The organism is Flindersiella endophytica (genome assembly GCF_054779015.1).
Genome location: NZ_BAAGYY010000003.1, coordinates 15,719 through 38,513 on the forward strand (window position 1 = coordinate 15,719; position 22,795 = coordinate 38,513).

Genomic DNA, 22,795 nt, shown 5'->3' on the forward strand with positions numbered 1-22,795 from the left:
GGAGGGGGATGTACGAAGGCGTCGTTCAGGACCTCATCGACGAGCTCGCGCGGCTGCCCGGCATCGGGCCGAAAGGCGCGCAGCGGATCGCCTTCTACGTCCTCGCCGCTGACGGAGACGACGTACGCAAGCTCGCCGACGCGCTCGTCCAGGTCAAGGAGAAGGTCCGCTTCTGCGCCACCTGCGGCAACGTCGCGGAAGAGGAGCAGTGCCGGATCTGCCGCGACCCGCGTCGCGATCCGGCGTTCCTCTGTGTGGTCGAGGAGCCGAAGGACGTCGTGGCGATCGAGAAGACGCGCGAATACCGCGGCCGCTATCACGTGCTCGGCGGTGCGATCAGCCCGATCGACGGTATCGGGCCGGACCAGTTGCGTGTCAAAGAGCTGTTGGGACGGCTGGCTGACGGTACTGTCCGCGAGGTGATCCTGGCGACCGACCCCAACCTCGAGGGTGAGGCGACCGCCACCTATCTCGCCCGGATGCTGGCACCGATCGGTTTACGCGTGACCCGGCTGGCCAGCGGGCTGCCTGTGGGCGGTGACCTGGAATACGCCGACGAGGTGACGTTGGGACGCGCATTCGAAGGACGGAGGTTGCTCGATGTCTGACGTGCACGAGCACGAGCTGAAGAGCGAGGTCGAGGACTTCGCGCAGGAGATCGCCGACCAGGTGGAGAGCTTCCTGATCGCGCTGCGAGAGATCGCCCGCGCGGAGGACTACTCCACGGCTGTGCCGATGCTGCTGCTGGAGGTGAGCCAGCTGATCCTGGCCGGCGGCCGGCTGGGCGCGATCTCCGACGTCGTACCCGTCGAACGCTTCGAAGTCGACGCCGGGCCAGATCCCGATCTCGACGAGCTGCGCGAACGGCTCGGCTACCTCCTGTCGGAGATCGACAGCTACTCCGAGGTGTTCGACCCCTACGCCGAGCCGCCCGAGCTGCTCCACTCCAGCCTCTCCGACGACCTCGCCACGATCGCGTCGGCGCTGGTGCACGGCCTGAAGCACCACAAGGCAGGCCGGATCGACGAGGCGCTGTGGTGGTGGCAGTTCTCCTACCTCTCCAGCTGGGGCGCCGAAGCCGGCGCCGTCCTGCGCGCCCTGCACTCCGTCGTCGCCCACGCCCGCCTCGACGCCTCCCTCCACGACTCCGCCATTCGCGCCGAAGACCGCGCGGCCCAGGAAGTCATCGACGCCGTAGTCGAGTAGCCGGCTGCGAATGACCACGTTAACCACGCAATTGGCGGGTTAACCACGGCCCGGGGCGTGGCGAAGCACCTACTGGCGTGGCGAACAACCTAATGACCACGTTAACCAGCCAAATGCGTGGTTAACGTGGTCATTCGCGACCCCGCGGTCGGCGGTCGGTTGTTGGGCTGGCGCTGGCGGCGGTCAGTTGTTGGGCTGGCGCTGGCCGCTGCGGGCCAAGCCGGTTTCGCCCTCGGCGATCGACTGCGCCGTCACCGTTCCGTCGTCCGCAGCCTCGCCACGGACAGCAACCTGGTCGCCGGCCTTGAGGTCACCGAGCGCGCCCTTCTGACTCAGTGTCACGATCGTCGATCCCGAGGTCTTCACCTGCTTGGTCGAGCCGTCGGCCTGCTTGACGGCCACGGTGTTGCCGGACACGGCTGTGATCGTGCCCGTGACGAACCCGCCGTTCTGGCCGAAGCCACCCGGCGGAAGGGTCTGGCCGTTGGCGCCCGGCGTCTGGTTGCCGGTGCCCTGCCCCGGCCCGAACTGGCCTGGTCCGAACTGCCTCTGCTGCCCGCCGGCGCCGTTGTCGGTTCCGGCGGAGGCCGTCGCCTTGTTGAACACGACGCCACCGGCGAAGCCACCGACCACCAGCACCAGGCCCACGAGTACGAGCGTCAGCTTCCCGACGCTACGGCCGCCCGAGCGCGCGGCCAGCTCCTTCGCCAGGTCCTGCTCCGGCTCGCTCTCCGTACCTGCCATTACGTCCACACCTTTCTGTTTCGTCATGGTTCGTCCATGATTCGTGCCAGGTTCGTGTCACTCGTGCCGAAGCGCGTCGATCGGCCGCAACTTCGCCGCTTGGTTGGCCGGGAAACTCCCGAAGAACAGTCCGATCAGGGCCGACACCCCGAACGCGAGCAGGATCGAGCTCGGCGACACGACGGGATCGACTCCGGCGACCGTGAACTGGCTGCCCAGCACCCCAGCCGCCACGCCGAGCAATCCCCCCACCAGCGACAGCAGCGTCGCCTCGATCAGGAACTGCCCGAGGATCGCGCCTCGCGGTGCGCCGATCGCCTTGCGGATCCCGATCTCCCGGGTCCGTTCGGTCACCGTCACGAGCATGATGTTGGTGATCCCGATGCCGCCGACGAGCAGGCTGATCGCCGCAACCGCCGCAAGCAGCACAGTGAACGTCTGCGTCGCCTGGGTCCGCGTCTCCAGCAGCGACTCCTGGTTCAGCACGTTGAAGCTGCCCTGCGAGCTGTCGGTCACGTCGTGCCGCTGGTTCAGCACCGCCAGCACCTCGGCCTCCGCGGTGTCGATCGCGGACGCCGACGCCGCCTGGATGACGAGCTGGCTGAGATCTCCGTAGCCTGTAAGGCTTTGCTGCACGGCCGTGATCGGCGCGATCGCCACGTCGTCCTGGTTCTGTACGCCGGAGCTGCCCTTGCTCGAAAGGACGCCGACCACCTGGAACGGCACGCCCGACAGGTTGACGCTCTGCCCGACCGGATCCGCGCCGCCGAACAGCTCCTCCGACGTCGTGGCGCCGAGCAGCACCACCTTGCGCGCGTTCTCCACGTCCTGCGTGGTGAACGCCGACCCGTTGGCGACCGTCCGTCCGAGCGTCCCGAGGTACTCCGGCGTCGTGCCGACGGTCTGCTGGATGTCGTACGAGGTTCCCTGGTAGGTCGCCGTGACCGAGCCGTTGACCACCGGCGACACCGACTTCACGTCCGGCACCAGATCCTTGTCCCGCAAGGCGGTCACGTCGTCGGTCGTCAGCGACAGCTGCCGGGTCTGGGTGCTCGGCCCGCCGCCTCCGCCGAACCGCGCGCCCGGCCCGCCCGCCGACACCGTGAGCACGTTGGTGCCGAGCCCTTCGATCTGCGCCTCGATCGCCTTCTGCGAGCCGTTTCCGACCGCGACCAGCAGGATCACCGCACCCACGCCGATCAGTACGCCGAGGATCGTCAGTGCCGAGCGCAGCTTGTTCGCGGTCAGCCCGTGCGCCGCCAACCGCGCCACGTCCAGGACGTTCATCGCACCACCCGAGCGTCGTGCAGCGCGGCGTGCCGTCGCCGGCCGTTGCGTACGTCCTCGACGATCTGCCCGTCGACGAGCCGGATCACGCGGCTCGTGTGCTCGGCGACGTCGTACTCGTGGGTGATCAGGATGATCGTGCGCCCACTGGCGTTGAGTTGGTCGAACATCGCGAGGACCTCGCCGGTCGAGTGCGAGTCGAGGTTGCCGGTCGGCTCGTCGGCCAGGACGAGCGCGGGCCGGGTGACCAGCGCCCGCGCCACCGCGACCCGCTGTTGCTGACCGCCGGACAGCTGGTTCGGCGCGTGGTGCTGGCGGTCGGAAAGCCCCACCAGCGTGAGTGCTTCGACGGCTCGCTCCCGCCGGCGCCGCCGCGACTCACCGGCGTACGTCAACGGCAGCTCGACGTTCGCCAGCGCGGACGTCCGCGGGATCAGGTTGAACGACTGGAACACGAACCCGATCTTGCGGTTGCGTACGATCGCGAGCTGGTGCTCGTCGAGCCCGCCGACGTCGATGCCGTCGAGCCGGTAGCGCCCGCCGCTCGGAACGTCCAGGCAGCCGAGGATGTTCATCAGCGTGGACTTGCCCGAGCCCGACGCGCCCATGATGGCGACGTACTCACCGGCCTCGATGCTGACGCTGACCTCGCGCAGCGCGTGCACAGCGGCCTCGCCGCTGCCGTACTGCTTGGAGATCCGCTCCAGCTCGATGACGGGAGAAGGCGTGGCGGTCACCGGACGCCACCGCCGCTGGGGAACTGCGCGCCACCCTGCCGGCCGGTGCCCGGCAGCTGCCCACCGAACTGGCCACCCGGACCCGTTCCGCCTTGTTGGGAGGAGTTTCCGGTCACCGCCGCGAGGACGACCTGGTCGCCGGCCGACAGGCCCGACGTGATCTCGAGGTACTGGTCGCCGCGCAGCCCGACGCCGACAGTGACGGTCTGCTGGATGCCGGACTTCACGAGCGTGACGGTGCCGCGCTCGCCGGTGCCGCGGACCGCGCTGGCCGGGAGGCGCAGCACGTTGTCGGCCTGGTCGACCAGTACCTTGGCGCTCACCGTCTGGCCGTCGCGCAAGCCGGTGCCGGTGTCGTCGAGCGCGAGCGTGACGGGGTAGGTCACCACGTTGCTGGTCACGGTCGCGGTGGGGGAGATCGAGGTGACCTTGGCCGCGAACGTCCGGTCCGACTGGGCGTTCGGCGTCACGGTGGCGGTCTGGCCGACCTTCAGGTCCACGACGTCGGCCTCGGTGTAGTTCGCGGTGACGCCGAGCTTGTCGAGGTTGGCGATCACGACGAACGCCGTCCCCGTGCCGCTGTTGCTGCTGTCGCTACTGGTCGAGTCGCTGGTGCTTCCGGAGTCGGCGTTCGGCTGGGTCCCACCGGCCGAGGAGCTGTTCGAGCTGGAGCTGGACGAGCTCGACGAGCTGGATGAGCTGGACGAGCTGCTGGAGCTGCCCGTCATCGAGTCGCCCACAGCGCCGTTGACCTCGACCACCGTGCCGGCGACCGGTGCCTTCAACGTGGTCTCCGAGACGGCCTGCTTCGCGTCCGCGACGTCCTGCTTGGCGTCGGCGACGTCGCGTTCGGCGCTCTTCACCTGGACTTCGGCGCTGGTGACGTCGGCCTCGGCCTTGTCGATCGCCGCGTCGAGCGACTCCTCGCTCTGAGCCTGTGTCTGCGTCTGGCTCTGCGACTGGTCCCCGGTGTTCCCGGCGGTCTCCGTACTCGTCGAGCTGTCGTCGTCCTCCCAGTCCTCCTTGGCGGTTTCGGCGTCGGTGACCGACGCCTCCGCGACCGTCAAGCTGGCCTTGGCGGACTCCAGGTCCGCCTCCGCCTGCTCCTCGGCGTACTCCGCGTCCTCCAGCGCCTCCTTGGCGTCCTTGGGGTCGATCGTGCCGAGTACCTGCCCCTTCTTCAGCTTGGTACCGACCTGGACCGAGACCTTGGTGAGCGTTCCGGACGTCGTGAAGGAGGCGTCGGTCTGGCTGGCCGCCTCGAGGTTGCCCGCGGCCGAGACGGTCTTGTCGACCACGCCGGACCCGACGGCCGTGGTACGCGCGGATGCTTCCGCGTTGCTCTGCTGGCCGCCTCGCAGGACGAACCAGGTCACTCCGCCGGCGATCGCCAGCAGGAGTACGAGGCCGACGTTCAGCATCCAGCCCCGACGACGCAGTCTTGTCATGGCGCCGGATCCTGGCGGGCCTAGCTGGAGCCGTCCTGTGGCTTACCTGGGCGTGAGCTGTGAAACCTGTGCTCAGCGTTTGCGCAGTCGCCAGATGCACTCGCCCGGCCAGCGGCGCGCCCAGGCCCGCTCCGACTCACTCCGGTACGAGCTGGTCGCGTCGGCTGCCGGCCGGGGTTCGATCAGGTCGAGCACGTCGAGCTCGTTGGCGTTGAACAGCCGGATCCACCCGCCGTACGGCAGGTTGAACGACACCTCGTCGTCGTATTCGAGCTTGTACATGCTGAAGTAGTCGCGGCTCAGGGACTCGGTCGGCTCGTCGGCGTCGGCCGGCCAGCAGAGCTCAATCAGCGGCGAGGTGTGGGAGAACGCCAGCAGTCCGCCTGGCCGCAGCAGCCGGGTCGCTTCCGGAATGCTGCGGTAGGGATCGGTGAAGCTCAGGGCGCCGTGGTCGCAGAACACGACGTCGAACGACTCGTCCGGCAGCGGCACGTCCTCGGCACTGGCGTGGACGAGCGGGAAGTCCAGCCCGGCCGCGGTCATCGCGTTCCGGGCGTGCGCGAGCTGGCGTTCGGAGAGATCGAGCCCGGTGACTCGCGCGCCCTTGCCCGCAAGGCCGATCGACCACTGCGCGGCGCCGCAGCCGAACTCCAGTACGTCGAGCCCGCGGACGTCGCCGAGCACGTCGAGCTCCGTTTCGGGGATCTGCCACACGCCCCAGGCCAGCCCGTTGTGCACGGCCAGCTGAGGCCCGTGCGCGGCTTGGTAGCCGTCCGACCGGGCGTCCCAGTCGGCCTGGTTACGAGCCGCGTGCTCGCTGATGCCGTCGACCTGCTCGCTCATGGTCGGCAGCATATTCCAGGGCGTACTCGCGGGCTGCGTCGCGCAGCATCCGCAGGAACGTCTGGACGGTCGCGGATGGCGCGATCCCTTCCGGCGTTGCGATGTAGACCGTACGCAGGGGCGTGTCGTCCTTGTGCAGCGCGACCAGCGCGACGTCGGCGCGTACGGCTGCGGCGGCGAGCGACGACACCAGCGTGATGCCGACGCCGGCGGCGACCATGCCGAGCTTGGCCATCCACTCGGCGACGACGAAGTCGATCCGCGGCTGGAATCCGCTGCGGAGGCAGGCGGCGAGCAACGTGTCGGAGACCTCCCGGCTCCCGGCGACCCAGCTCTCGGCGGCCAGGTCCGCGAGCCGGACCCGCTTGCGGCCGGCCAGCCAGTGGTCGCGGGGAACCGCCACCAGCAGCGGATCGTCGAGCAGCGGGGCGAACTCGATGCCGTTGTCGTCCATCGGCCGGCCGGGGTAGTTCGTGGTCAGTGCGAGGTCGAGGTCGCCCGCGCGCAGCCGGTCCAGGTGGGTCGGAGTGAGGCCTTCGACCAGCGAGACGGTGACGTCGGGATGCGCCGCGGCGAACTGGGTGAGGGCGCTGGGCACGAGCGCGGCGTTCGCGGTCGGGAACGCGCCGATCCGCAGGCGCCCGGCATCGAGGTCGTGCAGCGCGCGGAGGTCGGACCGGACGGCCGCGAGGCGTTCGACGATCACGTCGACGTGCCGGAGCGTGGCGCGGCCTTCGTCTGTGAGGCGGACGCCGCGCGGCAGGCGATCGAACAGCTTCGCGCCGAGCTCGGCCTCGAGCGTGCCGATCTGGCGGGAGATCGCGGACTGCGTGTAGCCGAGTGTCTGAGCGGCAGCGGTAACCGATCCGAGGCCGGCGACGACGCGGAAGACTTCGAGCTGCGAGACATGCACAAATCGCATCGTACCTATGCCGAACATTCGTTGGTGGAATGTCGGATCGCTCCCTACGGTGGGACGCCGTGACGAGAATCGCCTTTCTGGGCTTGGGAAAGATGGGTAGGCCGATGGCGCGGCGGCTGCTCGAGACCGCCGGTGACGATCAGGTTGTGGTCTGGAACCGGAGCACTTCGCGGGCCGACGCGCTGGCCGCCGCGGGGGCTCTGGTGGCCGCGACGCCGGCTGAGGCGGTCTCGACGGCGGATGTGGTGATCACGATGCTCGCCGACGGGCCGGCGGTGGAGGCCGTGCTGTTCGGGCCGGACGGCGTGGCCGGCGCGATCCGGCCGGACGCGTGCCTGGTGGAGATGTCGACGGTCGGGCCGACGGCCCTGCTCGACGTGGCCAAGCGGCTGGGTGCCGGCGTCGTCGACGCACCCGTACTGGGGAGTGTCGACAAGGCCGCGGCGGGGGAGCTCACGATCCTCGCCGGCGGTGAGGTCTCCACCTCGGTGGAGGCCGTGCTCGCGCGACTTGGCACCGTCCGGCGCTGTGGGCCGCTGGGGTCCGGCGCCGCGCTGAAGCTGGTCGTGAACGCGGGCATGATCGCTTCGCTCGCCGTCCTCGACGAGACGTTGCGGCTGGCCGGGGCGCTGAACCTGCCGGCCGAGCTCGTCCGGGCCGCGCTCGCCGAGGGACCGCTGGCGCGGGCGTACCAGCGGGCGCAGAGCTCGACCGGCCAGTTCGCGGTCACCTCGGCCGCCAAGGACCTCGATCTCGCGCTCGCGGCGTACCCGACCGCGGCGCTGCTCGCCGCCGCCCGGCGGCGGCTCGGCCTGGCCGTCGAACACGGCTTGGCCCGGGTGGACGTAAGAGCGATTGTGGAGGAGAACTGATGCGTACAAGTCTCGAGAACCCGCCGGACGCCGCGCAGCCGGTCGGGCCGTACTCCCAGGTCGCGCGGATCGACCTGGGCGCCGGCGCCCTGCTGATCCTGTCCGGCCAGATCGGCGTCGGTGACGACGGGGAGCTGGTCGCCGGTGGCGTGCAGGAGCAGTCGGAGCGGATCTTCGAGATCCTGGAGGGCTTGCTGGCGCACTATGGCGCGAGCTTCGCCGATGTGGTCAACATCCGCACGTTCCTGGTGGACCTGGACCAGCTGGGGGAGTACGGCGCGGTCCGGCGGAAATACTTCGACGGTAATCCGCCGACCAGTACGACTGTCGAGGTCAGCCGCCTGTTCCGGCCGGGCGCGTTGCTGGAGGTCGAGGTGGTCGCGGCCGTGGGCGGTTGACACTGGATGTGGACGCCGCTCTACAATTCGACATGTGAAGAGGTCTTCAGATGAGCAGGTAGCGACCATCGACGGTTGCCTGTTCCGCGTCGTCGACGCCGAGCGGGTCGAGGCCGTCTGCGAGCGGATGCCGGCCGAGGAGGACCTGGTCGACACCGCCGACGTGTTCGGGCTGCTGTCCGACCCTCGCCGGCTGCGGCTGCTGCTCGCCCTGCTCGACGGGGAGCTCTGCGTGTGCGACCTGGCCGCCGTAACGGGGATGAGCGAGTCGGCCACGTCGCACGCGCTGCGGCTGCTGCGAGCCCACCGCGTTGTGACCACCCGCCGGGACGGTCGGATGGTCTACTACCGCCTCGACGACGCGCACGTCCGCATGCTGCTCGACCTCGCGGTGGCCCACACCGAACACACCGACGCCATCCATCCCGAACGCGGCCAAGCCGTGCGAGCGCCGTCGGCCCGCGCCGTCCAAGCCGCGGTCGACGGCTCGGCCGACAGCGTGCCCGATGCCCCAGCCGCCGATGCCGACGCCCAGGAGGACGCCGGCTCGACTCGTTCGGATCGTGTGGCTGGGCGTGGGCGCGTTGCTCAGGCCGCGACTGGCGGCGCAAGCGATGGCCATGCCACCGGGGCTGGGCGTGGCCGCGCTTCGGGTGAGTCCAGGCGGAGGGCACGCTGATCGGTCACGGTCACGCGCACAGCCACGTTCCGAGCGCCGGCAGCGGCGCCGGGCACGCGGGCGCCCGGCACCGCTGGCGGCTCGGTGTCGCGTTCGGGTTGATCGCGGCGTTCTTCGTCGTCGAGTTGGTCTACGGGCTGTTGTCCGGTTCGCTCGCTCTGCTGTCGGACGCCGGTCACATGGCGGCCGATGTCGTGACGCTGGCTGCCGCGTTGCTCGCCACCCGGATCGCCGCCCGGCCGGATACGACCGGGCGGCGCAGCTACGGCTCGTACCGTGCTGAGGTCTTCGCCTCCGGCTTCGCCGTGCTGGTCATGCTCGGCGTCGCCGTCTACATCGTGATCGAGGCGATCGGCCGGATCGACGGCCACGACGCCGAGGTCTCGACCACGCCGATGCTGGTCGTCGGCGGGCTCGGGCTGGTCGTCAACATCGCGGCGATGGTGCTGCTGCGAGCCGGCGCGACGGAGAGCCTGAACGTCAAGGGCGCCTACCTCGAGGTGGTCGCCGACACCGCCGGCTCGGTCGGCGTGATCGTCGCCGGCATCCTGGTCGCGGCCACCGGGCGCACGGCGTTCGACACGCTGGTCGCCGTCGCGATCGGGGTGTTCGTGGTGGTCCGGGCGATCTCGCTGGGCCGCCAGGTCTTCGCGGTGCTGGCCCAGCACGTCCCCGAGGGCATGGACGCCGAGGCCGTCGCCGGTGATCTGAACGCGATCGACGGCGTGCAGGATGTCCACGACCTGCACCTGTGGACGCTGACGTCCGGCATGCACGTCGCGACCGCCCACCTCGTGACGTGTGACGAGGGCAAGGCCCACGCCGTGCTCGACCAGGCTCGCGAGGTGCTGCGCGAACGCCACGGCGTCGCGCACGCGACGTTGCAGGTCGAGCCGCGCGAGCATCGGGGCTGCAACGAGGTCGGCTGGTGAGGCCTCCGCTCACCGCACCACCCTCCACCAGAGGTTCGTCGCGGTCGGCACGTCGCTGACGCTGAGCCGCTCCAGCCGTACGTTCGTGCCGCCCGGGTGGTCGAACAGCCGCGTGCCGTCACCGAGCAGCACCGGCGCGATCAGCGTCAGGACCTCGTCCAGCTCGCCGGCCTCCAGGCACTGCCGCGCGATCGAGGCGCCCATGACGTTGACGTACTTCCCACCGGCCGCGGCCTTCGCCGCCGAGATCGCCGAACCCAGGTCGGTCACGAACGTCACACCCGGCACCGCCCGTGACGGCGGCCGATGGGTCAGCACGAACTGCGGCCCTTCCCACCCGCCGCCGAACGCCTGACCGGCCCGCTCCGGATCGTCGCGGTAGGGATCGTCGCCGCCGTGCGTGCGGTTGCCGACCAGCAGCGACCCGATCTGCGGGATCAGCTCGTCGACCAGCGGGTTCGGCCCGAGGAGGCCGGTCATCCACGACATGTCGCCGGCTGGCCCGGCGATGAAGCCGTCCAGGGACATCGTGACGGAGTACAGGAGTTTGCTCATGCTCCTGTGACGGTTACCCGCCGGAAAACTAATCGACCAGTTCCGCCGGCACCCCGAACGCCGGGAACAACTGCACCTCGTGGAACGCCGTCAGCTCGGCGATCCGCCCGTCCGCCGCCAGCCACAGCACGGTGATCGCGAACGGCCGGTACACCGAGTCGCCCGGCGCCTGCCGGTACGTCGTCACCGCCGGCCGCCCGTTCGCCCGGGTCGGCAGCATCCGGAACCGCCCGATGTACGACGGCGAGCTCTCGTCCCAGCTCTCCCGCAGCGACTGGAGTACGTCCGTACGGCCCTCGAACCACATCGGCCACGGCGGCATCGCTGCCCGCACATCCTCGGCCAGCAACTCGGCGAGCGCGGCCAGGTCGGCGCGTTCCATCGCAAGCATGTAGCGGCGCAGGATCGCGCGTTCCTGCTCACTCGGCGCAGCCGCCCGCCCACCCGCGGCCGCCCAGTCGAGCCGCCGGGCCGGCAGGTGCAGGCGCATCGTCTCGCGGGCCCGCTGCAACGCGGAGTTGACCGACGCCACGCTGCCGTCCAGCAGCGAAGCGGTCTGCCGGGCCGGCCAGCCGAGTACGTCCCGCAGGATCAGCACGGCCCGCTGCCGCGCCGGCAGGTGCTGGATCGCCGCGAGGAACGCCAGCTCGATCGTCTCCTTCGCCACCACTTGTTCGCCCGGCTCCTCGTCGGCCGGTGCGACTAGCAGCGCGTCGGGGAACGGCTGCAGCCAGACCGGGTCGTACCGTGCCGGCAGGCTCACCTCGGGACCCGAAGGCGCGCTGATGTCCTGCGGCAGCGCGCGCCGGGCCTTGCCGTCGAGTACGTCCAGGCAGGCGTTGGTCGCGATCTTGTACAGCCACGCCCGCAGCGTCGAGCGGCCCTCGAAGCCGTCGAGGTTCTTCCAGGCGCGCAGGAACGTCTCCTGTACGAGGTCCTCGGCCTCGTCGAACGAGCCGAGCATGCGGTAGCAGTGCACGCGCAGCTCACCACGGTAGCGCTCGGCGAGCGTCGCGAAGTCTGCCTCGCCGGTCATGCCGCGCCGTCCTCACGTTGCGGCAGCCCGGTGTGCGGATCGACGGGCGGCACGTCCGAGGGCAGGAACACCCATCTCTTGTACGACCAGAACCGGAACAGGCTGCCGAGGCCGAGCCCGACCACGTTCGCGGAGAGGTTGTAGGCCAGCGGGCCGTCGAACCCCAGGATGTAGACGGTGAAGCCGACGACGAGCAGCGCGATCAGCAGGCCGACGGCGTTCAGCACGAAGTAGAGGAAGTACTCCTTGCCGAGGCCCTGGCTCGCGCGGTGCCGCCAGGTCCAGAACCGGTTGCCGGCGAACGCGATCGTGGCCGCGATGGCGACCGAGATCGTCTTCGACGTCAGCGGCCCCCAGTCGAGGCCGAACCGGAGCAGGTTGGACAGCCCGATGTCGACGACGGCGGCGATGCCACCGACCGTTCCGAACTTCACGAGCTCGAGGACGAGGTGCTCGAGCTGCTCCCACAACCGTCGCAGCAGCTTCACCTCAGTCAGCTTAACTGCGAGCGGGCTGCGGTCTCTACAGCATCGTCCGCTTGCTCTGGCCGGCTCAGAACAGCGTGAAGCCGCCGTCGATCACGACGACGGATCCGGTCATGAAGCTGGAGGCCTCGCTGGCGAGGAACACGATGGCCGGCCCGAGCTCGTCGGGGAGGCCGTAGCGCTGCATGGGAGCGGGATCGACGCACCACGGCTTGAACTCCGGCTGGTCGACGGGGGACTGTTCGGTGAGGAAGTAGCCGGGCGCGAGCGCGTTCACCCGTACCCCATGGGGAGCCCACTCGGCGGCCAGCGCCTTGGTCAGCTGGTGCACCGCCGCCTTCGACGCGAGGTAGGCCGGCTGCCAGCGCGGCCGGTTGACGATCATCCCGGACATCGAACCCACGTTGACGATCGAGCCGGTGCCGCGCTCGACCATCTGGGCGCCGACCTCGCGGCTGCACCGCCAAACGCCGTCCAGGTTGACATCCAGCACCCGCCGCCACGAGTCGTCGTCGACCTCGAGCGCGGGCGAGCCTTCGCTGATGCCGGCGTTGTTGACGAGTACGTCGATCGGGCCGAGCTCGCCGGTGACCTGCTCCACGAGCGCGCGCACCTGCTCGGTCGACGTCACGTCCGCATCGACCGCGAGCGCGCGAGCGCCGAGCGCCCGCAGCTCGTCGAGCTTGCGGGCGGCCAGCCCGGAATCCCTTGCGGTGAAAGCGACAGCGGCCCCGGCCTCCGCGAGCGCCCGCGTGTGCGCCGCGCCCAGCCCCCGCGCGCCACCCGTGACCAGCGCGACCTTGCCGTCCAACCGGAACGTGTCCAGAACTGTGATGATGACTCTCCTTGTGCGACCGCGGACGGAGCTCGTTCGTGCTCGTCCGGCTGTAAGGGCTTCGTAAGGCACTTCCCACTGTTGGTGTCGCATTCTCCTCCGTACGGTTCGGGCGTTGGTTACCGAGGAGTCCAAGGGAGGGATCGATGCGAGCAATCCGAATCCAGGCTTTGGCCACTGCCGGCCTGACTGTCGCTCTGGCAACGCTGCCCGCCAGCGCCCAGGCGGCCGAGATCACCACACTGCCCGCGTGGGGGACGGTGGCGAGCCCAACCGTCGGTGAGTTCACGAACGGCCTCACCGGCGTGTACGCCGCATCGCCGACGCAGGCCTGGGCAGTGGGTTCGGCGGTCGGCCGGGCCGATGGAGGCGGCCAGGAAACCCGAACGATGCTGCAGCGCTGGAACGGCACCACCTGGAGCCAGGTCACGGCGCCAACGCTGCCGGACGGCCGGGTCGCTGCGTTGAACGCCGTCGACGGCACCGGCCCGAACGACGTCTGGGCCGTCGGCGCGGCGTCGACCCGGGACGACTTCGGCGCCGACAAGACTGTGACGATGCACTGGGACGGCCAGTCCTGGACGGTAGTACCCAGCCCGGACCTCGGCTTCCTCGACGACGTCAACCGCCTGCACGGCGTCGTCGCGATCGCCCCCAACGACGTCTGGGCGGTCGGTGAGTACGCGCAGGCACCGTACTTCACCCAGCGCCAGTCGATCCTGCTGCACTGGAACGGAACCGCGTGGCGGGCGGTCGATCACCCGTGCGCAGCCGGCCTGCGGTCCCTGGACGCGGCCTCGGCCGGCGCCGTCTGGGCGATCGGCGGATCGGCTGCCTGTTACTTCAACGGCTCGGCCTGGACAGCCGCGCGGCCGGCTCCGCCACCGGTGCCCGACCGCACGCTGCTCCTCTCCGACGTCGCCGTCCTGAGCCCGACGGAGGCCTGGGCGGTCGGCCGGATCTCCATCCCGTGCGGCGAAAACGTTTGCTCCGCAGGGGAAATCCAGCGTTGGAACGGCGCGCAGTGGACTCGTTTCACCACGTTCGGACTCGACGTGTCGAGCGTGCACGCCATTGCCGCGAACGACATCTGGGCGAGTACGGACGACGGCATGCTGCACTTCGACGGCCAGACGTGGACCCGGGTCCCCGCACCCGCGGGGGTACGAGCAGCCGTCGCGGCCAGCGGGCCGGGCGACATCTGGGCGGTTGGTTCGACCAACGGTGGCAGCCCGTCGAAGGGTCTGATCCAGCACGCGCCGGCGTTCGGGACGGGGACGGTCGTCGGTGAGACCAACCACGCGGACGCGCTGATCTCGTGGACCGGTGAGACCAGCGGATCCGTTCGGATGCGCAACAGCTTCGGCGAGTACGAGATCGTCACCCTGCCCGCGGGGACGTACCAGCTGTTCGCGACCGCACCCGGGTGCTCACCGCTGGCTCGCCCGGTGGTGGTCGGTCCCGGGCAGATCCTGCGGGAGGACTTCACGTTGTCCTGTTAGCCAGCCATCCGGCATCCAACTTGTGGACGGCATCGCCCGGCCGGGACGCGCCACTCGGCCGGGTGGTGTCTTGTCCCTCAGCGCGGCATGCGCCGCCAGATCGGGCGGGGGAGGAGGCGCATCACCGCGACCATCGGGCCGAGTTTGGCCGGGGCGTAGACCGTCTCCTTGCCGAGCCGCAGGCCGTCGACCACTGCGGCGGCCACTTCGTCAGGGCCGATCGGGAACGGGCCGTCCGGCATGCCGGACGTCATCTGCGTACGGATGAAGCCCGGCCGCACCACCATCACGCGCGCGCCTGTGCCCGCGAGCGCGTCACCCAGTCCCTGGGCGAAGCCGTCGAGCCCGGCCTTGGTGGCGCCGTAGACGTAGTTGGCCTTGCGTACCCGCACGCCCGCGACCGACGACAGCACGATGAACGTGCCGTGGCCCTGCCGCTTCAGCAACTCCGCCACGACGAGGCCGGCGGTCAGGTGGCCGGAGAAGTTGGCCACGCCTGCCGCGGCCGCCGCCTCCGGATCGTTCTCGAACTCCGCCGACGAGCCCAGCACTCCTGCCGCGTCGATCACGACGTCGAGGTCGCCGAAGCGCTCGGCGACGGACTCGATTGCCGGACGGTGGGTTTCGGGCTTGGTCATGTCGAACTCGACCGCCTCCACCACGGCCGCGCCGAGCGCCTTCAGCCCGTCGACCGTCTTCGCATCGACCTCGCCTCCGCGCACGGCGAGCACGACGGTACGCGCTCCGCCCTGCACGAGGCGCTGGGCGATCGCCAGCCCGATCTCGCTGCGCCCGCCGAGCACGAGCACGGAACCTACGGTGCCAACGGCGTTCTTCATACGCATACGCTACTGCTGCCAGGTGAGGAGGTTCCCGGCACCGGTGCGGGCGTACTCCCCGTCCATCACGCGCAGCCGCCACGGCGAGAGCCGCAGCACCGACCAGGCTGGGGAGTCCGGCCCGTCCTTCCAGACCGGGATGATCGCCGGGTCGTAGCCGAGCGGCGGTGGCGTCGCCTTGATGCGTTCCCAGCCTTCGCGCCGGCCCTGCTCGTCGGTCAGCAGCTCGGCGACGCACTCGGCGTTGCAGGTGTCGTAGGCCTCCACGCCGTCCCAGTAGTTGAACGAGGCGTACGGGCTGCGGCTCAGATGTGCTTGTTTCATTGGCGTCAGCATGTTGCCGACCCAGCCGGTGAGCGCCTCGCCGTCCCACTCCCAGATCGTGTGCACGATCCGCGACCGCGGCCGTCCGAGCCGGTCGACGGTGCACATCGTGGCGTAGATGATGCGGTTCGCCATCGTGGCGAACGCCGGTGCGACGGTACGCAGGTCATCCATCGGGTTCCCCTCAGGTGTCGTGGTCGCGGCAGAGCTGCCAGGCGGCGCGGGTCCAGTGTGCGTCGGCCAGCGCGTTGTGCTGGCCGACGGGTTGCGCCAGCCGCGTCAGGTCCACGCCAAGGTGCTCGGCGTATTGCTGGACGTCGCGGCAGAACCACGGCCAGCCGGGCGGATGGTCCTCCAGCGGACCGTAGAGCTGGCAGAGCAGAACCCAGTCGTACGCGCCGAAGCTCGCCCACCATTCGGGTGCTGGACCGGCGAACTCCCTTACCTGCTTGGCGATCTCGGCCCGCGGCAGCACCGGACCCGTGAGCAACGGCAGCACGTGCGCCCGCACCCAGGGGTTCGAGGCCGACCGGTCGGCCTCGGCCGGCTCGGCGTAGTAGGCAGCGTCGTCGTCACGTACGACGCCGATCGACAGCAGCGAGACGGTCCGCCCGTCGTCGATGAACTCGGTGTCGAACCACAGCCGGCTCACGCGGCTCACCACTCCGGCAGGTCGAGCGCCACGATCTCGAACGGCAGCTCGGGAGCGGTGCCGAAATGCCGCGCCTTCAACTGCGAGCACACCACGAGCAGCTTCCCGTCCACGAGCGCGAGCGTCGTCGGCGAGTTCCAGGCAGGCTCGGCCAGCTCGCCGAGCAGCTCACCCGACCGCCAGTCAACCGCCAGCCGGAACGCCGGTACAGCGAACGTCACGTCCTCCCACGAGTCGCCGCGGTTGGTCACGCCGTAGAGCACGTCGCCGGAAAGCAGCATGCCGTCGGCGTTGAAGTCGTAGCCGTCGAGCTCTACCTGCTCGACCTTCGAACCGTCGGTCGGAATCCTCCAGAGCTGGCCCGTGCCCTGGGAGGCCACCAGCAGCAGCGAGCCGTCGGGCGAGGCCACGATCCCGTTCAGATAAAGGCCTTCGGGGTACGCCGGTCCGCTCAGGTCGGCCAGCATCTCGGGCGCTCCGACGCCGTCCGCGCCGGCCGGCACCCGCCATACCAGCGAAAGCCGGGTGTCGGTGACGTAGGCGGCATCGCCACTCACCACCACGTCGTTCGGCTGCGATCCCTCGGCGGGGAAGCGCTGCCGCGCCACCAGTGCGGTGCTCGACAGGTCGTAGGCGTACAGCTCGCCGGTGTCGATCGCGCACGCCAGCAGGCGGCCGTGCCCGTCGACGTCGAGCCCGGCGATCGCCGTTCGCTCGTCGTCGTTCGGGCCGAGCCACACCGGCACGTCGCCGGCCTCAGCCAGGTCGCCGCGGAAGATGGTGCCGTCGCCCAGGCTGCCGACGAAGAAGGAGGTGCCCGGCCCTTCGGTGATGCCCTCGGGGTACACCGAACCACCGGGCAGCGTGAACCTCTCCACTACAGCTCCAGCCTGCGCGCCAGATCGGAACGCAGCACGCCGTCAGGGTCGACCCGCGCGCGGACCTTCCGGAACTCCTCCAGCCGGGGGTACATGCGTTCCAGCGCGGCCGGATCGAGCGTCGCGTCCTTGGCGAGGTAGACCCTGCCACCGACCGACGCGACCGCCGCGTCGAACGAGCGCAGCATCGCCGCGAGCCGCCGGTCGCCGTTGGGCATGTCGAGCGCGAGGGTCCAGCCCGGCGCCGGGAACGACAGCAGCCCGCTGTTGCCCGGCCCGAACCGCTTGATCACCGCGAGGAACGACGCCACTCGCGCCGACGACAGCTCGGAAACGATGCCGCGCAAGGTGTCCTCCTCACCGAACGGCACCACGAACTGGTACTGCACGAACCCGCGCGCGCCGTAGAGCCGGTTCCACCCAGCCACCGCGTCGAGCGGATGGAAGAACGCCGACAGCGACTGCACCTCGGCGTACCGGGACACTGGTGCCTTGCGATAGACCAGCTCGTTGAACGCCCGAATGGAGAAGCGGTTCAGCAACCCCGACGGCGCCCACGGCGGAGCCGCCAGGAGCACCTTGGGATCGAAGGCCAGCGGGTCGTGCGCGGCCCGCCCGCGGAGCGTGCGCAGCGGTGCGTGGTCGCCGCGAGTCAGCACGCTGCGCCCCATCGAGGCGCCCTGTGCCACCAGGTCGATCCACGCCACGGTGTAGCGATAGCGCGAGTCGGTCTCGGTCATCACCGCGAACGTCTCGTCGAGGTTGGCCGTGCGCTGGGTGTCGACGAGCATCCGCGACGTCTCGACCGGTATGCACCGGAATGTCGCCTCGGTCACCACGCCGGTCAGCCCGATGCCGCCGACCGTCGCCCAGAACAGCTCCGGATCGTCTTCGGGCGACACCGTGACGATCGCCCCGCCCGGCAGCACCAGCGTCAGCGACAGCAGCGCGTTGCCGAACGATCCGTCGGCATGGTGGTTCTTGCCGTGGACGTCGGCCGCGATCGCGCCGCCCACCGTGATGTGGCGCGTCCCCGGCGTCACGGGTACGAACCAGCCCAGTGGCAGCAGGTCGCGCATCAGCCGGTCGAGGCTCATGCCCGCCGAGCAGGTGACCGTGCCGGCCTCCGGATCGATCCGCAGCGACGGCGCCAGCGCGGTGCAGTCGAGGACCAGCCCACCGGCATCCTGGGCGGCGTCGCCGTACGACCGGCCGAGCCCGCGCGCGATCAGGCCCCGAGGCGGCGCCGCCGCCAGTAAGGCGGCGACCTCACCCGGCGTCCGCGGTCGCGCCACCCGGGCGGCCGTCGGCGCGGTCCGACCCCAGCCGGTCAGCAGCCGGACGTCAGAGGGAGCAACAGCGGAGACGTCGGACGAGACATCAGAGGACACATCAGAAGACATAGACCCCCACCATCAGACAGGCCGCGACCACCAGGCCGGAGGCGAGCAGCATTCGGTCGGTGAGCACGAGCTCCTCGGGCGTCTCACCCTCACCGCGGTCGACCAGCATGGCGTACCGCAGGATGCCCACGGCTACCGGCAGGATCGACAGCCCGAAAGCGATCTGCGCGGGCCCGGTGTGTTTCTCCAGCGCCCACAGGCAGTACGACACCAGCAGTGCGCCCGAGGTCGTCGCGCGGATGTAGCGGAGGTATTCCGGCGTGTAGAGCGCCAGCGTCGCTCGCAGTGAGGTGCCGCCGCTGTTGCGCAGCTCGGCCTCGCGCTTGCCGGCCACGATCAGCAACGAGCCGAGCGTCGCCACGATCAGGAACCAACTCGACACCGCGACCTGCACCGCCGCCGCACCGGCGACCGCGCGCAGCACGAAGCCGGCCGCGACGCCGATCAGGTCGAGGATCACGATGTGCTTCAGCCAGAGGGAGTACGCCGTGGTCAGCGCGACGTACGCCAGCACGACGACCGGCAGCTGCCACCCGCCCGCGAGCAGCGTCAGCCCGATGGCGGCCAGCAGGCAGATCACGCCGACGACCAGCGCGAACCGGACGCCGATCACGCCCGCGGCGATCGGGCGGTTGCGCTTGCGCGGGTGGGCGCGGTCGGCCTCGACGTCGTGGGCGTCGTTGATCAGGTAGGTGCCGCTGGCCGCCAGGCAGAACGCCACGAAGGCCAGCGCCGTGGTCAGCAGCGCCCGCGGCTGGTCGAGCACGCCGGCGAACGCCGGAGCGGCCAGCACGAGGACGTTCTTCAGCCACTGCCGCGGCCGGGCCGCCCGGAGGAGACCACGCAGCGTGCGCAGCGGACCACGGCCGGGCGGCGCGGACCGGCTCTGTGAGGGCGCTACCGCTGTCACACCGTCACCTTTCGTCCGCGATCGAGGCGTCTCCAGGCTAACGCCGATGACCTCTGCCTTCCTGACCGCGCGGGCCAAAGGCAGGGTTACCCCCTCATCCGGAGATAACGAATCGATAGACTGTCGCGGGCAACGGCGCCTGCGGGGCGTCAGGGCCTCCATCACATCGCCAAGTCGCAGAAGTCGCAGAACCCCATGTCCGATCCAGGGAGCGTTCACCCGTGAGCCTTGTTGTGCAGAAGTACGGAGGCTCGTCGGTCGCGGATGCACACAGCATCAAACGCGTCGCGCAACGTATCGTCGCGACGAAGAAGGCCGGCAACGATGTGGTCGTCGTCGTCTCCGCGATGGGCGACACCACCGATGACCTGCGTGATCTGGCACAGCAGGTCAGCCCGCTCCCGCCGCCGCGTGAGCTCGACATGCTGCTGACCGCCGGCGAGCGCATCTCGATGGCGCTGCTGGCGATGGCGATCGCCAACCTCGGCCAGGTCGCCAAGTCCTACACCGGGAGCCAGGCGGGCGTGCTCACCACGTCCCACCACGGCAAGGCCAAGATCATCGACATCACGCCCGGCCGGATCAGGCAGGCGCTCGACGAGGGTGCGATCGCGATCGTCGCCGGCTTCCAGGGCATCTCGCAGGACACCAAGGAGATCACCACGCTCGGCCGCGGCGCGTCCGACACGACAGCCGTCGCGCTGGCCGCGGCCCTGGGTGCCGACGTCTGCGAGATCTACACCGACGTCGACGGCGTCTTCACCGCCGATCCCCGGATCGTGCCGACCGCACGGCGCCTGCCGTACATCTCCTACGAAGAGATGCTGGAGCTCGCCGCCTGCGGCACCAAGGTGCTTCACCTCAGATGCGTCGAGTACGCCCGCCGGTATGGCGTACCAATTCACGTTCGTTCGTCCTTCAGTACGAAACCGGGCACGTGGGTGGCCGATTCGGACGTTCTCAAGACAGTGAACGCGACGGAGGCGGCCGACGGGCCTGCCGCGTCGCAGGAGGGCACGATGGAACAACCCATCATTTCCGGTGTCGCGTCGGACCGCGGCGAGGCCAAGATCACGGTCGTCGGTGTGCCGGACAAGGTTGGTGAGGCCGCGCGGATCTTCACCACGCTCGCCGCCGCCGAGGTCAACATCGACATGATCGTGCAGAACGTCTCCGGCATCGCGACCGGTCGCACCGACATCTCGTTCAGCCTGCCGCGCTCCGACGGGCAGGCCGCCATGAACACTCTGGCCAAGATCAAGGAGCAGATCGGCTTCGACCAGCTGCTCTACGACGACAGGATCGGCAAGGTTTCGCTCGTCGGCGCCGGGATGCGGACCAACCCCGGCGTCGCCGCGAAGTTCTTCCAAGCCGTCGCCGACGCCGGGATCAACATCGAGATGATCTCGACGTCGGAGATCCGCGTCTCGCTCGTCGTCGACGAGGACGACGTGGATGGAGCCGTCACGGCGGCTCACCGCGCCTTCGACCTGGACGCCTCCGAAGCCGAGGCCGTCGTCTACGGAGGTACCGGCCGATGAGCTCCGGCAAGCCGACGCTGGCGGTCGTTGGAGCCACCGGTGCGGTCGGCGCTGTGATGCTGCAGCTGCTGTCGACCCGGCGCGACGTGTGGGGCGAGATCCGGCTGATCGCGTCCTCGCGGTCGGCGGGGCGGAAACTCAGCGTACGCGGCGAGCAGGTCGAGGTCGTGGCGCTGTCGGAGAAGGCGTTCAAGAACGTCGATGTGGCGGTCTTCGACGTACCCGACGAGGTGTCGGCGCAGTGGGCGCCGGTGGCGGCCGCGCGCGGGGTCGTTGTGGTCGACAACTCCGGTGCGTTCCGGATGGATCCCGAGGTGCCGCTGGTGGTGCCGGAGATCAACGCTTCGGCGGCCCGGCAGCGGCCGAAGGGGATCATCGCGAACCCCAACTGCACAACGCTGTCGATGATCGTCGCGGTCGGGGCGCTGCACCACACGTACTCCCTGGAGTCGCTGGTCGTGGCCTCGTACCAAGCCGCGTCCGGTGCCGGGCAGGTCGGCATCGACACGCTGTACGACCAGGTGGCCAAGGTCGGCGGACACCGCGAGATCGGCACCCGCGCGGGCGACGTCCGCCGCATCGTCGGCGACGACCTGGGGCCGTTCCCGGCGCCGCTGGCCTACAACGTCGTGCCGTGGGCAGGATCGCTGGCGGCTGACGGCTGGACGTCGGAGGAGATGAAGGTCCGCAACGAGTCGCGGAAGATCCTGGGCCTGCCCTCACTCGCCGTCTCGGCGACGTGTGTGCGCGTGCCTGTGGTGACGACGCACTCGTTGGCGGTGCACGCCCGCTTCGCCCGGCCGGTGGAGCTCGAGCGAGTACGCCAGATCCTGCGCGAAGCGCCAGGACTCCTGCTGTACGACGAGCCCGAGCGACTCGAGTTCCCGACCCCGGCAGACGTCGTCGGCACCGACCCGACGTGGGTGGGCCGGCTGCGGGTGGCACTGGACGATCCGCAGGCCCTGGACCTCTTCCTGTGCGGCGACAACCTCCGCAAGGGCGCGGCGTTGAACACCGCGCAAATCGCCGAGCTGGTCGCCGAGGAGCCGACCGCCAGCTGACCCGGCGGCCCGGGACGGTGCCGCGGAGCCGAGCAGCAGCGGCGGTACGGCGTGCCGGGCTGCTACCGATGGTGCGGTCGAGCGCGCCGGCCAGGCTTGTGCGCCGTCACAGCGACACGTCCACCGCATCGTGCGGTCTTGCCGCCTGGGCCGCTATCTGTCGAGCACAATGGGCGGGTGACTGAGTCCTCCGGAGCTACCGAGTCGGCGTCCGAGCAGCTGAACCGGCTCCAGAAGCGGGTCGGCGCCCTGGAGCGGCAGGTGAGTGCGACCCCCGCGCTCAGCGCGCTGGGCTCCGTGCTGGTCGGCGGGGCGACGCTCCTGCTGATCGGGCTGGCCCTGCCGTGGATGGGCGAGAAGGGAAGCAGCGCGTTCGGTTCGTCGGCGCAGACCGGATGGGAGGCCTACACCTCCGAGCCGCTCGCCGTCGTGCTGCTCCTGCTTCTGCTCACCCTGCTCGGCCTGGCGGTGGCCACCGCCGCCGGGCGGTCGCCGGTGCTGCACCTGATCACCCACGTCGTCGCCGATGTGACCGGGCTGTTCCCGCTCGCGCTGGTCGTGGCCTCGTTACGGGAAGGCTCGACCGTCGCACCGGGAACCGGTTGCTACACGATGCTCATCGGGGCGCTCGCGATCGCCGTCGCGGCCTTGGTGCGCCGCAGCCGCCTCGAAAGCTGAGGCCCGACGCACCTGCTCGTTTCTGCGC

The 22,795-nt window shown here is 70.0% G+C and carries 26 protein-coding genes; 10 read left to right on the forward strand and 16 right to left on the reverse strand.

Annotated features, from left to right (window positions below; genetic code table 11):
• Positions 1-8: 8 nt before the first annotated feature.
• Together recR and ACYVF6_RS01335 are read left to right on the forward strand one after the other, a co-directional pair.
• Positions 9-608: a recombination mediator RecR gene (gene recR / locus ACYVF6_RS01330; RefSeq protein WP_460514819.1), complete on the forward strand. Its 600-nt coding sequence runs from the start codon at positions 9-11 to the stop codon at positions 606-608.
• Positions 601-1,206: a DUF5063 domain-containing protein gene (locus tag ACYVF6_RS01335; RefSeq protein WP_460514821.1), complete on the forward strand. Its 606-nt coding sequence runs from the start codon at positions 601-603 to the stop codon at positions 1,204-1,206. The genes recR and ACYVF6_RS01335 overlap by 8 nt, the downstream gene beginning before the upstream one ends.
• A 183-nt stretch (positions 1,207-1,389) precedes the next feature.
• On the opposite strand, the gene ACYVF6_RS01340 is transcribed toward ACYVF6_RS01335, so the two are convergent.
• The 6 genes from ACYVF6_RS01340 to ACYVF6_RS01365 all read right to left on the reverse strand — a co-directional run bounded on the left by ACYVF6_RS01340 (position 1,390) and on the right by ACYVF6_RS01365 (position 7,178).
• The gene (locus ACYVF6_RS01340) at positions 1,390-1,950 is read right to left on the reverse strand and encodes a DUF5666 domain-containing protein (RefSeq protein WP_460514823.1); all 561 of its coding nucleotides are present in this window, start codon (positions 1,948-1,950) and stop codon (positions 1,390-1,392) included.
• Between the two features lie 57 nt (positions 1,951-2,007).
• Positions 2,008-3,237: an ABC transporter permease gene (locus ACYVF6_RS01345; RefSeq protein ID WP_460514825.1), complete on the reverse strand. Its 1,230-nt coding sequence runs from the start codon at positions 3,235-3,237 to the stop codon at positions 2,008-2,010.
• Positions 3,234-3,974: an ABC transporter ATP-binding protein gene (locus ACYVF6_RS01350; RefSeq protein ID WP_460514827.1), complete on the reverse strand. Its 741-nt coding sequence runs from the start codon at positions 3,972-3,974 to the stop codon at positions 3,234-3,236. The genes ACYVF6_RS01345 and ACYVF6_RS01350 overlap by 4 nt, the downstream gene beginning before the upstream one ends.
• On the reverse strand, positions 3,971-5,422 hold the full coding sequence (locus ACYVF6_RS01355; RefSeq protein WP_460514829.1) for an efflux RND transporter periplasmic adaptor subunit: 1,452 nt from the start codon (positions 5,420-5,422) through the stop codon (positions 3,971-3,973). The genes ACYVF6_RS01350 and ACYVF6_RS01355 overlap by 4 nt, the downstream gene beginning before the upstream one ends.
• Before the next feature lie 72 nt (positions 5,423-5,494).
• Positions 5,495-6,265: a class I SAM-dependent methyltransferase gene (locus ACYVF6_RS01360; RefSeq protein WP_460514831.1), complete on the reverse strand. Its 771-nt coding sequence runs from the start codon at positions 6,263-6,265 to the stop codon at positions 5,495-5,497.
• Complete coding sequence (locus ACYVF6_RS01365; RefSeq protein ID WP_460514833.1) at positions 6,222-7,178, reverse strand: LysR family transcriptional regulator; 957 nt, start codon at positions 7,176-7,178, stop codon at positions 6,222-6,224. The genes ACYVF6_RS01360 and ACYVF6_RS01365 overlap by 44 nt, the downstream gene beginning before the upstream one ends.
• 68 nt (positions 7,179-7,246) lie before the next feature.
• On the opposite strand from ACYVF6_RS01365, the gene ACYVF6_RS01370 reads away from it, so the two are divergent.
• The 4 genes from ACYVF6_RS01370 to ACYVF6_RS01385 are packed head-to-tail and all read left to right on the forward strand — an operon-like array spanning position 7,247 to position 10,068.
• Complete coding sequence (locus tag ACYVF6_RS01370; RefSeq protein ID WP_460514835.1) at positions 7,247-8,059, forward strand: NAD(P)-dependent oxidoreductase; 813 nt, start codon at positions 7,247-7,249, stop codon at positions 8,057-8,059.
• Positions 8,059-8,457 carry a RidA family protein gene (locus ACYVF6_RS01375; RefSeq protein ID WP_460514837.1) on the forward strand — a complete coding sequence of 133 codons (399 nt, stop codon included), beginning with the start codon at positions 8,059-8,061 and terminating at the stop codon, positions 8,455-8,457. Before ACYVF6_RS01370 ends, ACYVF6_RS01375 begins: the two co-directional genes overlap by 1 nt.
• A 34-nt stretch (positions 8,458-8,491) precedes the next feature.
• Entirely contained in the window at positions 8,492-9,136 is a 645-nt protein-coding gene (locus ACYVF6_RS01380; RefSeq protein ID WP_460514839.1) for an ArsR/SmtB family transcription factor, read from the forward strand.
• Positions 9,136-10,068, forward strand: coding sequence for a cation diffusion facilitator family transporter (locus ACYVF6_RS01385; protein WP_460515176.1), 933 nt, complete (start codon positions 9,136-9,138; stop codon positions 10,066-10,068). Before ACYVF6_RS01380 ends, ACYVF6_RS01385 begins: the two co-directional genes overlap by 1 nt.
• 9 nt (positions 10,069-10,077) lie before the next feature.
• On the opposite strand, the gene ACYVF6_RS01390 is transcribed toward ACYVF6_RS01385, so the two are convergent.
• The 4 genes from ACYVF6_RS01390 to ACYVF6_RS01405 form a co-directional block, all read right to left on the reverse strand.
• Positions 10,078-10,623, reverse strand: a complete 546-nt coding sequence (locus ACYVF6_RS01390) for a dihydrofolate reductase family protein (protein ID WP_460514841.1) — start codon at positions 10,621-10,623, stop codon at positions 10,078-10,080.
• 28 nt (positions 10,624-10,651) lie between these two features.
• Positions 10,652-11,659: a sigma-70 family RNA polymerase sigma factor family protein gene (locus ACYVF6_RS01395; protein WP_460514843.1), complete on the reverse strand. Its 1,008-nt coding sequence runs from the start codon at positions 11,657-11,659 to the stop codon at positions 10,652-10,654.
• Complete coding sequence (locus ACYVF6_RS01400) at positions 11,656-12,147, reverse strand: GtrA family protein (protein ID WP_460514846.1); 492 nt, start codon at positions 12,145-12,147, stop codon at positions 11,656-11,658. Before ACYVF6_RS01400 ends, ACYVF6_RS01395 begins: the two co-directional genes overlap by 4 nt.
• A gap of 64 nt (positions 12,148-12,211) precedes the next feature.
• Positions 12,212-13,072, reverse strand: coding sequence for an SDR family NAD(P)-dependent oxidoreductase (locus ACYVF6_RS01405; RefSeq protein WP_460514848.1), 861 nt, complete (start codon positions 13,070-13,072; stop codon positions 12,212-12,214).
• A 53-nt stretch (positions 13,073-13,125) separates the two neighbouring features.
• Here ACYVF6_RS01405 and ACYVF6_RS01410 point away from each other — a divergent pair, with 53 nt between their 5' ends.
• Positions 13,126-14,481: a carboxypeptidase-like regulatory domain-containing protein gene (locus ACYVF6_RS01410; RefSeq protein WP_460514850.1), complete on the forward strand. Its 1,356-nt coding sequence runs from the start codon at positions 13,126-13,128 to the stop codon at positions 14,479-14,481.
• Between the two features lie 77 nt (positions 14,482-14,558).
• Here ACYVF6_RS01410 and ACYVF6_RS01415 read toward each other — a convergent pair whose 3' ends face one another.
• From ACYVF6_RS01415 to ACYVF6_RS01440, 6 genes are read right to left on the reverse strand one after another with little or no spacing between them, the layout of a single operon-like run.
• The gene (locus ACYVF6_RS01415) at positions 14,559-15,320 is read right to left on the reverse strand and encodes a Rossmann-fold NAD(P)-binding domain-containing protein (protein WP_460514852.1); all 762 of its coding nucleotides are present in this window, start codon (positions 15,318-15,320) and stop codon (positions 14,559-14,561) included.
• Positions 15,321-15,329: 9 nt separating this feature from the next.
• A complete protein-coding gene (locus ACYVF6_RS01420; protein ID WP_460514854.1) occupies positions 15,330-15,818 on the reverse strand; it encodes a pyridoxamine 5'-phosphate oxidase family protein in 489 nt (162 codons plus the stop codon).
• Positions 15,819-15,828: 10 nt separating this feature from the next.
• Positions 15,829-16,296 (reverse strand): 3'-5' exoribonuclease domain-containing protein, encoded by a 468-nt coding sequence (locus tag ACYVF6_RS01425; RefSeq protein WP_460514856.1) that lies wholly within the window; start codon positions 16,294-16,296, stop codon positions 15,829-15,831.
• Positions 16,297-16,301: 5 nt separating this feature from the next.
• Positions 16,302-17,174 (reverse strand): SMP-30/gluconolactonase/LRE family protein, encoded by an 873-nt coding sequence (locus ACYVF6_RS01430; RefSeq protein WP_460514858.1) that lies wholly within the window; start codon positions 17,172-17,174, stop codon positions 16,302-16,304.
• Complete coding sequence (locus ACYVF6_RS01435; RefSeq protein WP_460514859.1) at positions 17,174-18,577, reverse strand: FAD-binding protein; 1,404 nt, start codon at positions 18,575-18,577, stop codon at positions 17,174-17,176. The genes ACYVF6_RS01430 and ACYVF6_RS01435 overlap by 1 nt, the downstream gene beginning before the upstream one ends.
• Positions 18,567-19,487, reverse strand: coding sequence for a decaprenyl-phosphate phosphoribosyltransferase (locus ACYVF6_RS01440; RefSeq protein WP_460514861.1), 921 nt, complete (start codon positions 19,485-19,487; stop codon positions 18,567-18,569). Before ACYVF6_RS01440 ends, ACYVF6_RS01435 begins: the two co-directional genes overlap by 11 nt.
• Before the next feature lie 221 nt (positions 19,488-19,708).
• Between ACYVF6_RS01440 and ACYVF6_RS01445 the strand changes: the two genes are divergently transcribed.
• From ACYVF6_RS01445 to ACYVF6_RS01455, 3 genes are all read left to right on the forward strand, one after another.
• Positions 19,709-21,028, forward strand: a complete 1,320-nt coding sequence (locus tag ACYVF6_RS01445) for an aspartate kinase (protein ID WP_460514863.1) — start codon at positions 19,709-19,711, stop codon at positions 21,026-21,028.
• Positions 21,025-22,089 carry an aspartate-semialdehyde dehydrogenase gene (locus ACYVF6_RS01450; RefSeq protein ID WP_460514865.1) on the forward strand — a complete coding sequence of 355 codons (1,065 nt, stop codon included), beginning with the start codon at positions 21,025-21,027 and terminating at the stop codon, positions 22,087-22,089. The genes ACYVF6_RS01445 and ACYVF6_RS01450 overlap by 4 nt, the downstream gene beginning before the upstream one ends.
• Before the next feature lie 177 nt (positions 22,090-22,266).
• Positions 22,267-22,767, forward strand: coding sequence for a hypothetical protein (locus ACYVF6_RS01455; protein WP_460514867.1), 501 nt, complete (start codon positions 22,267-22,269; stop codon positions 22,765-22,767).
• Positions 22,768-22,795 lie beyond the last annotated feature (28 nt).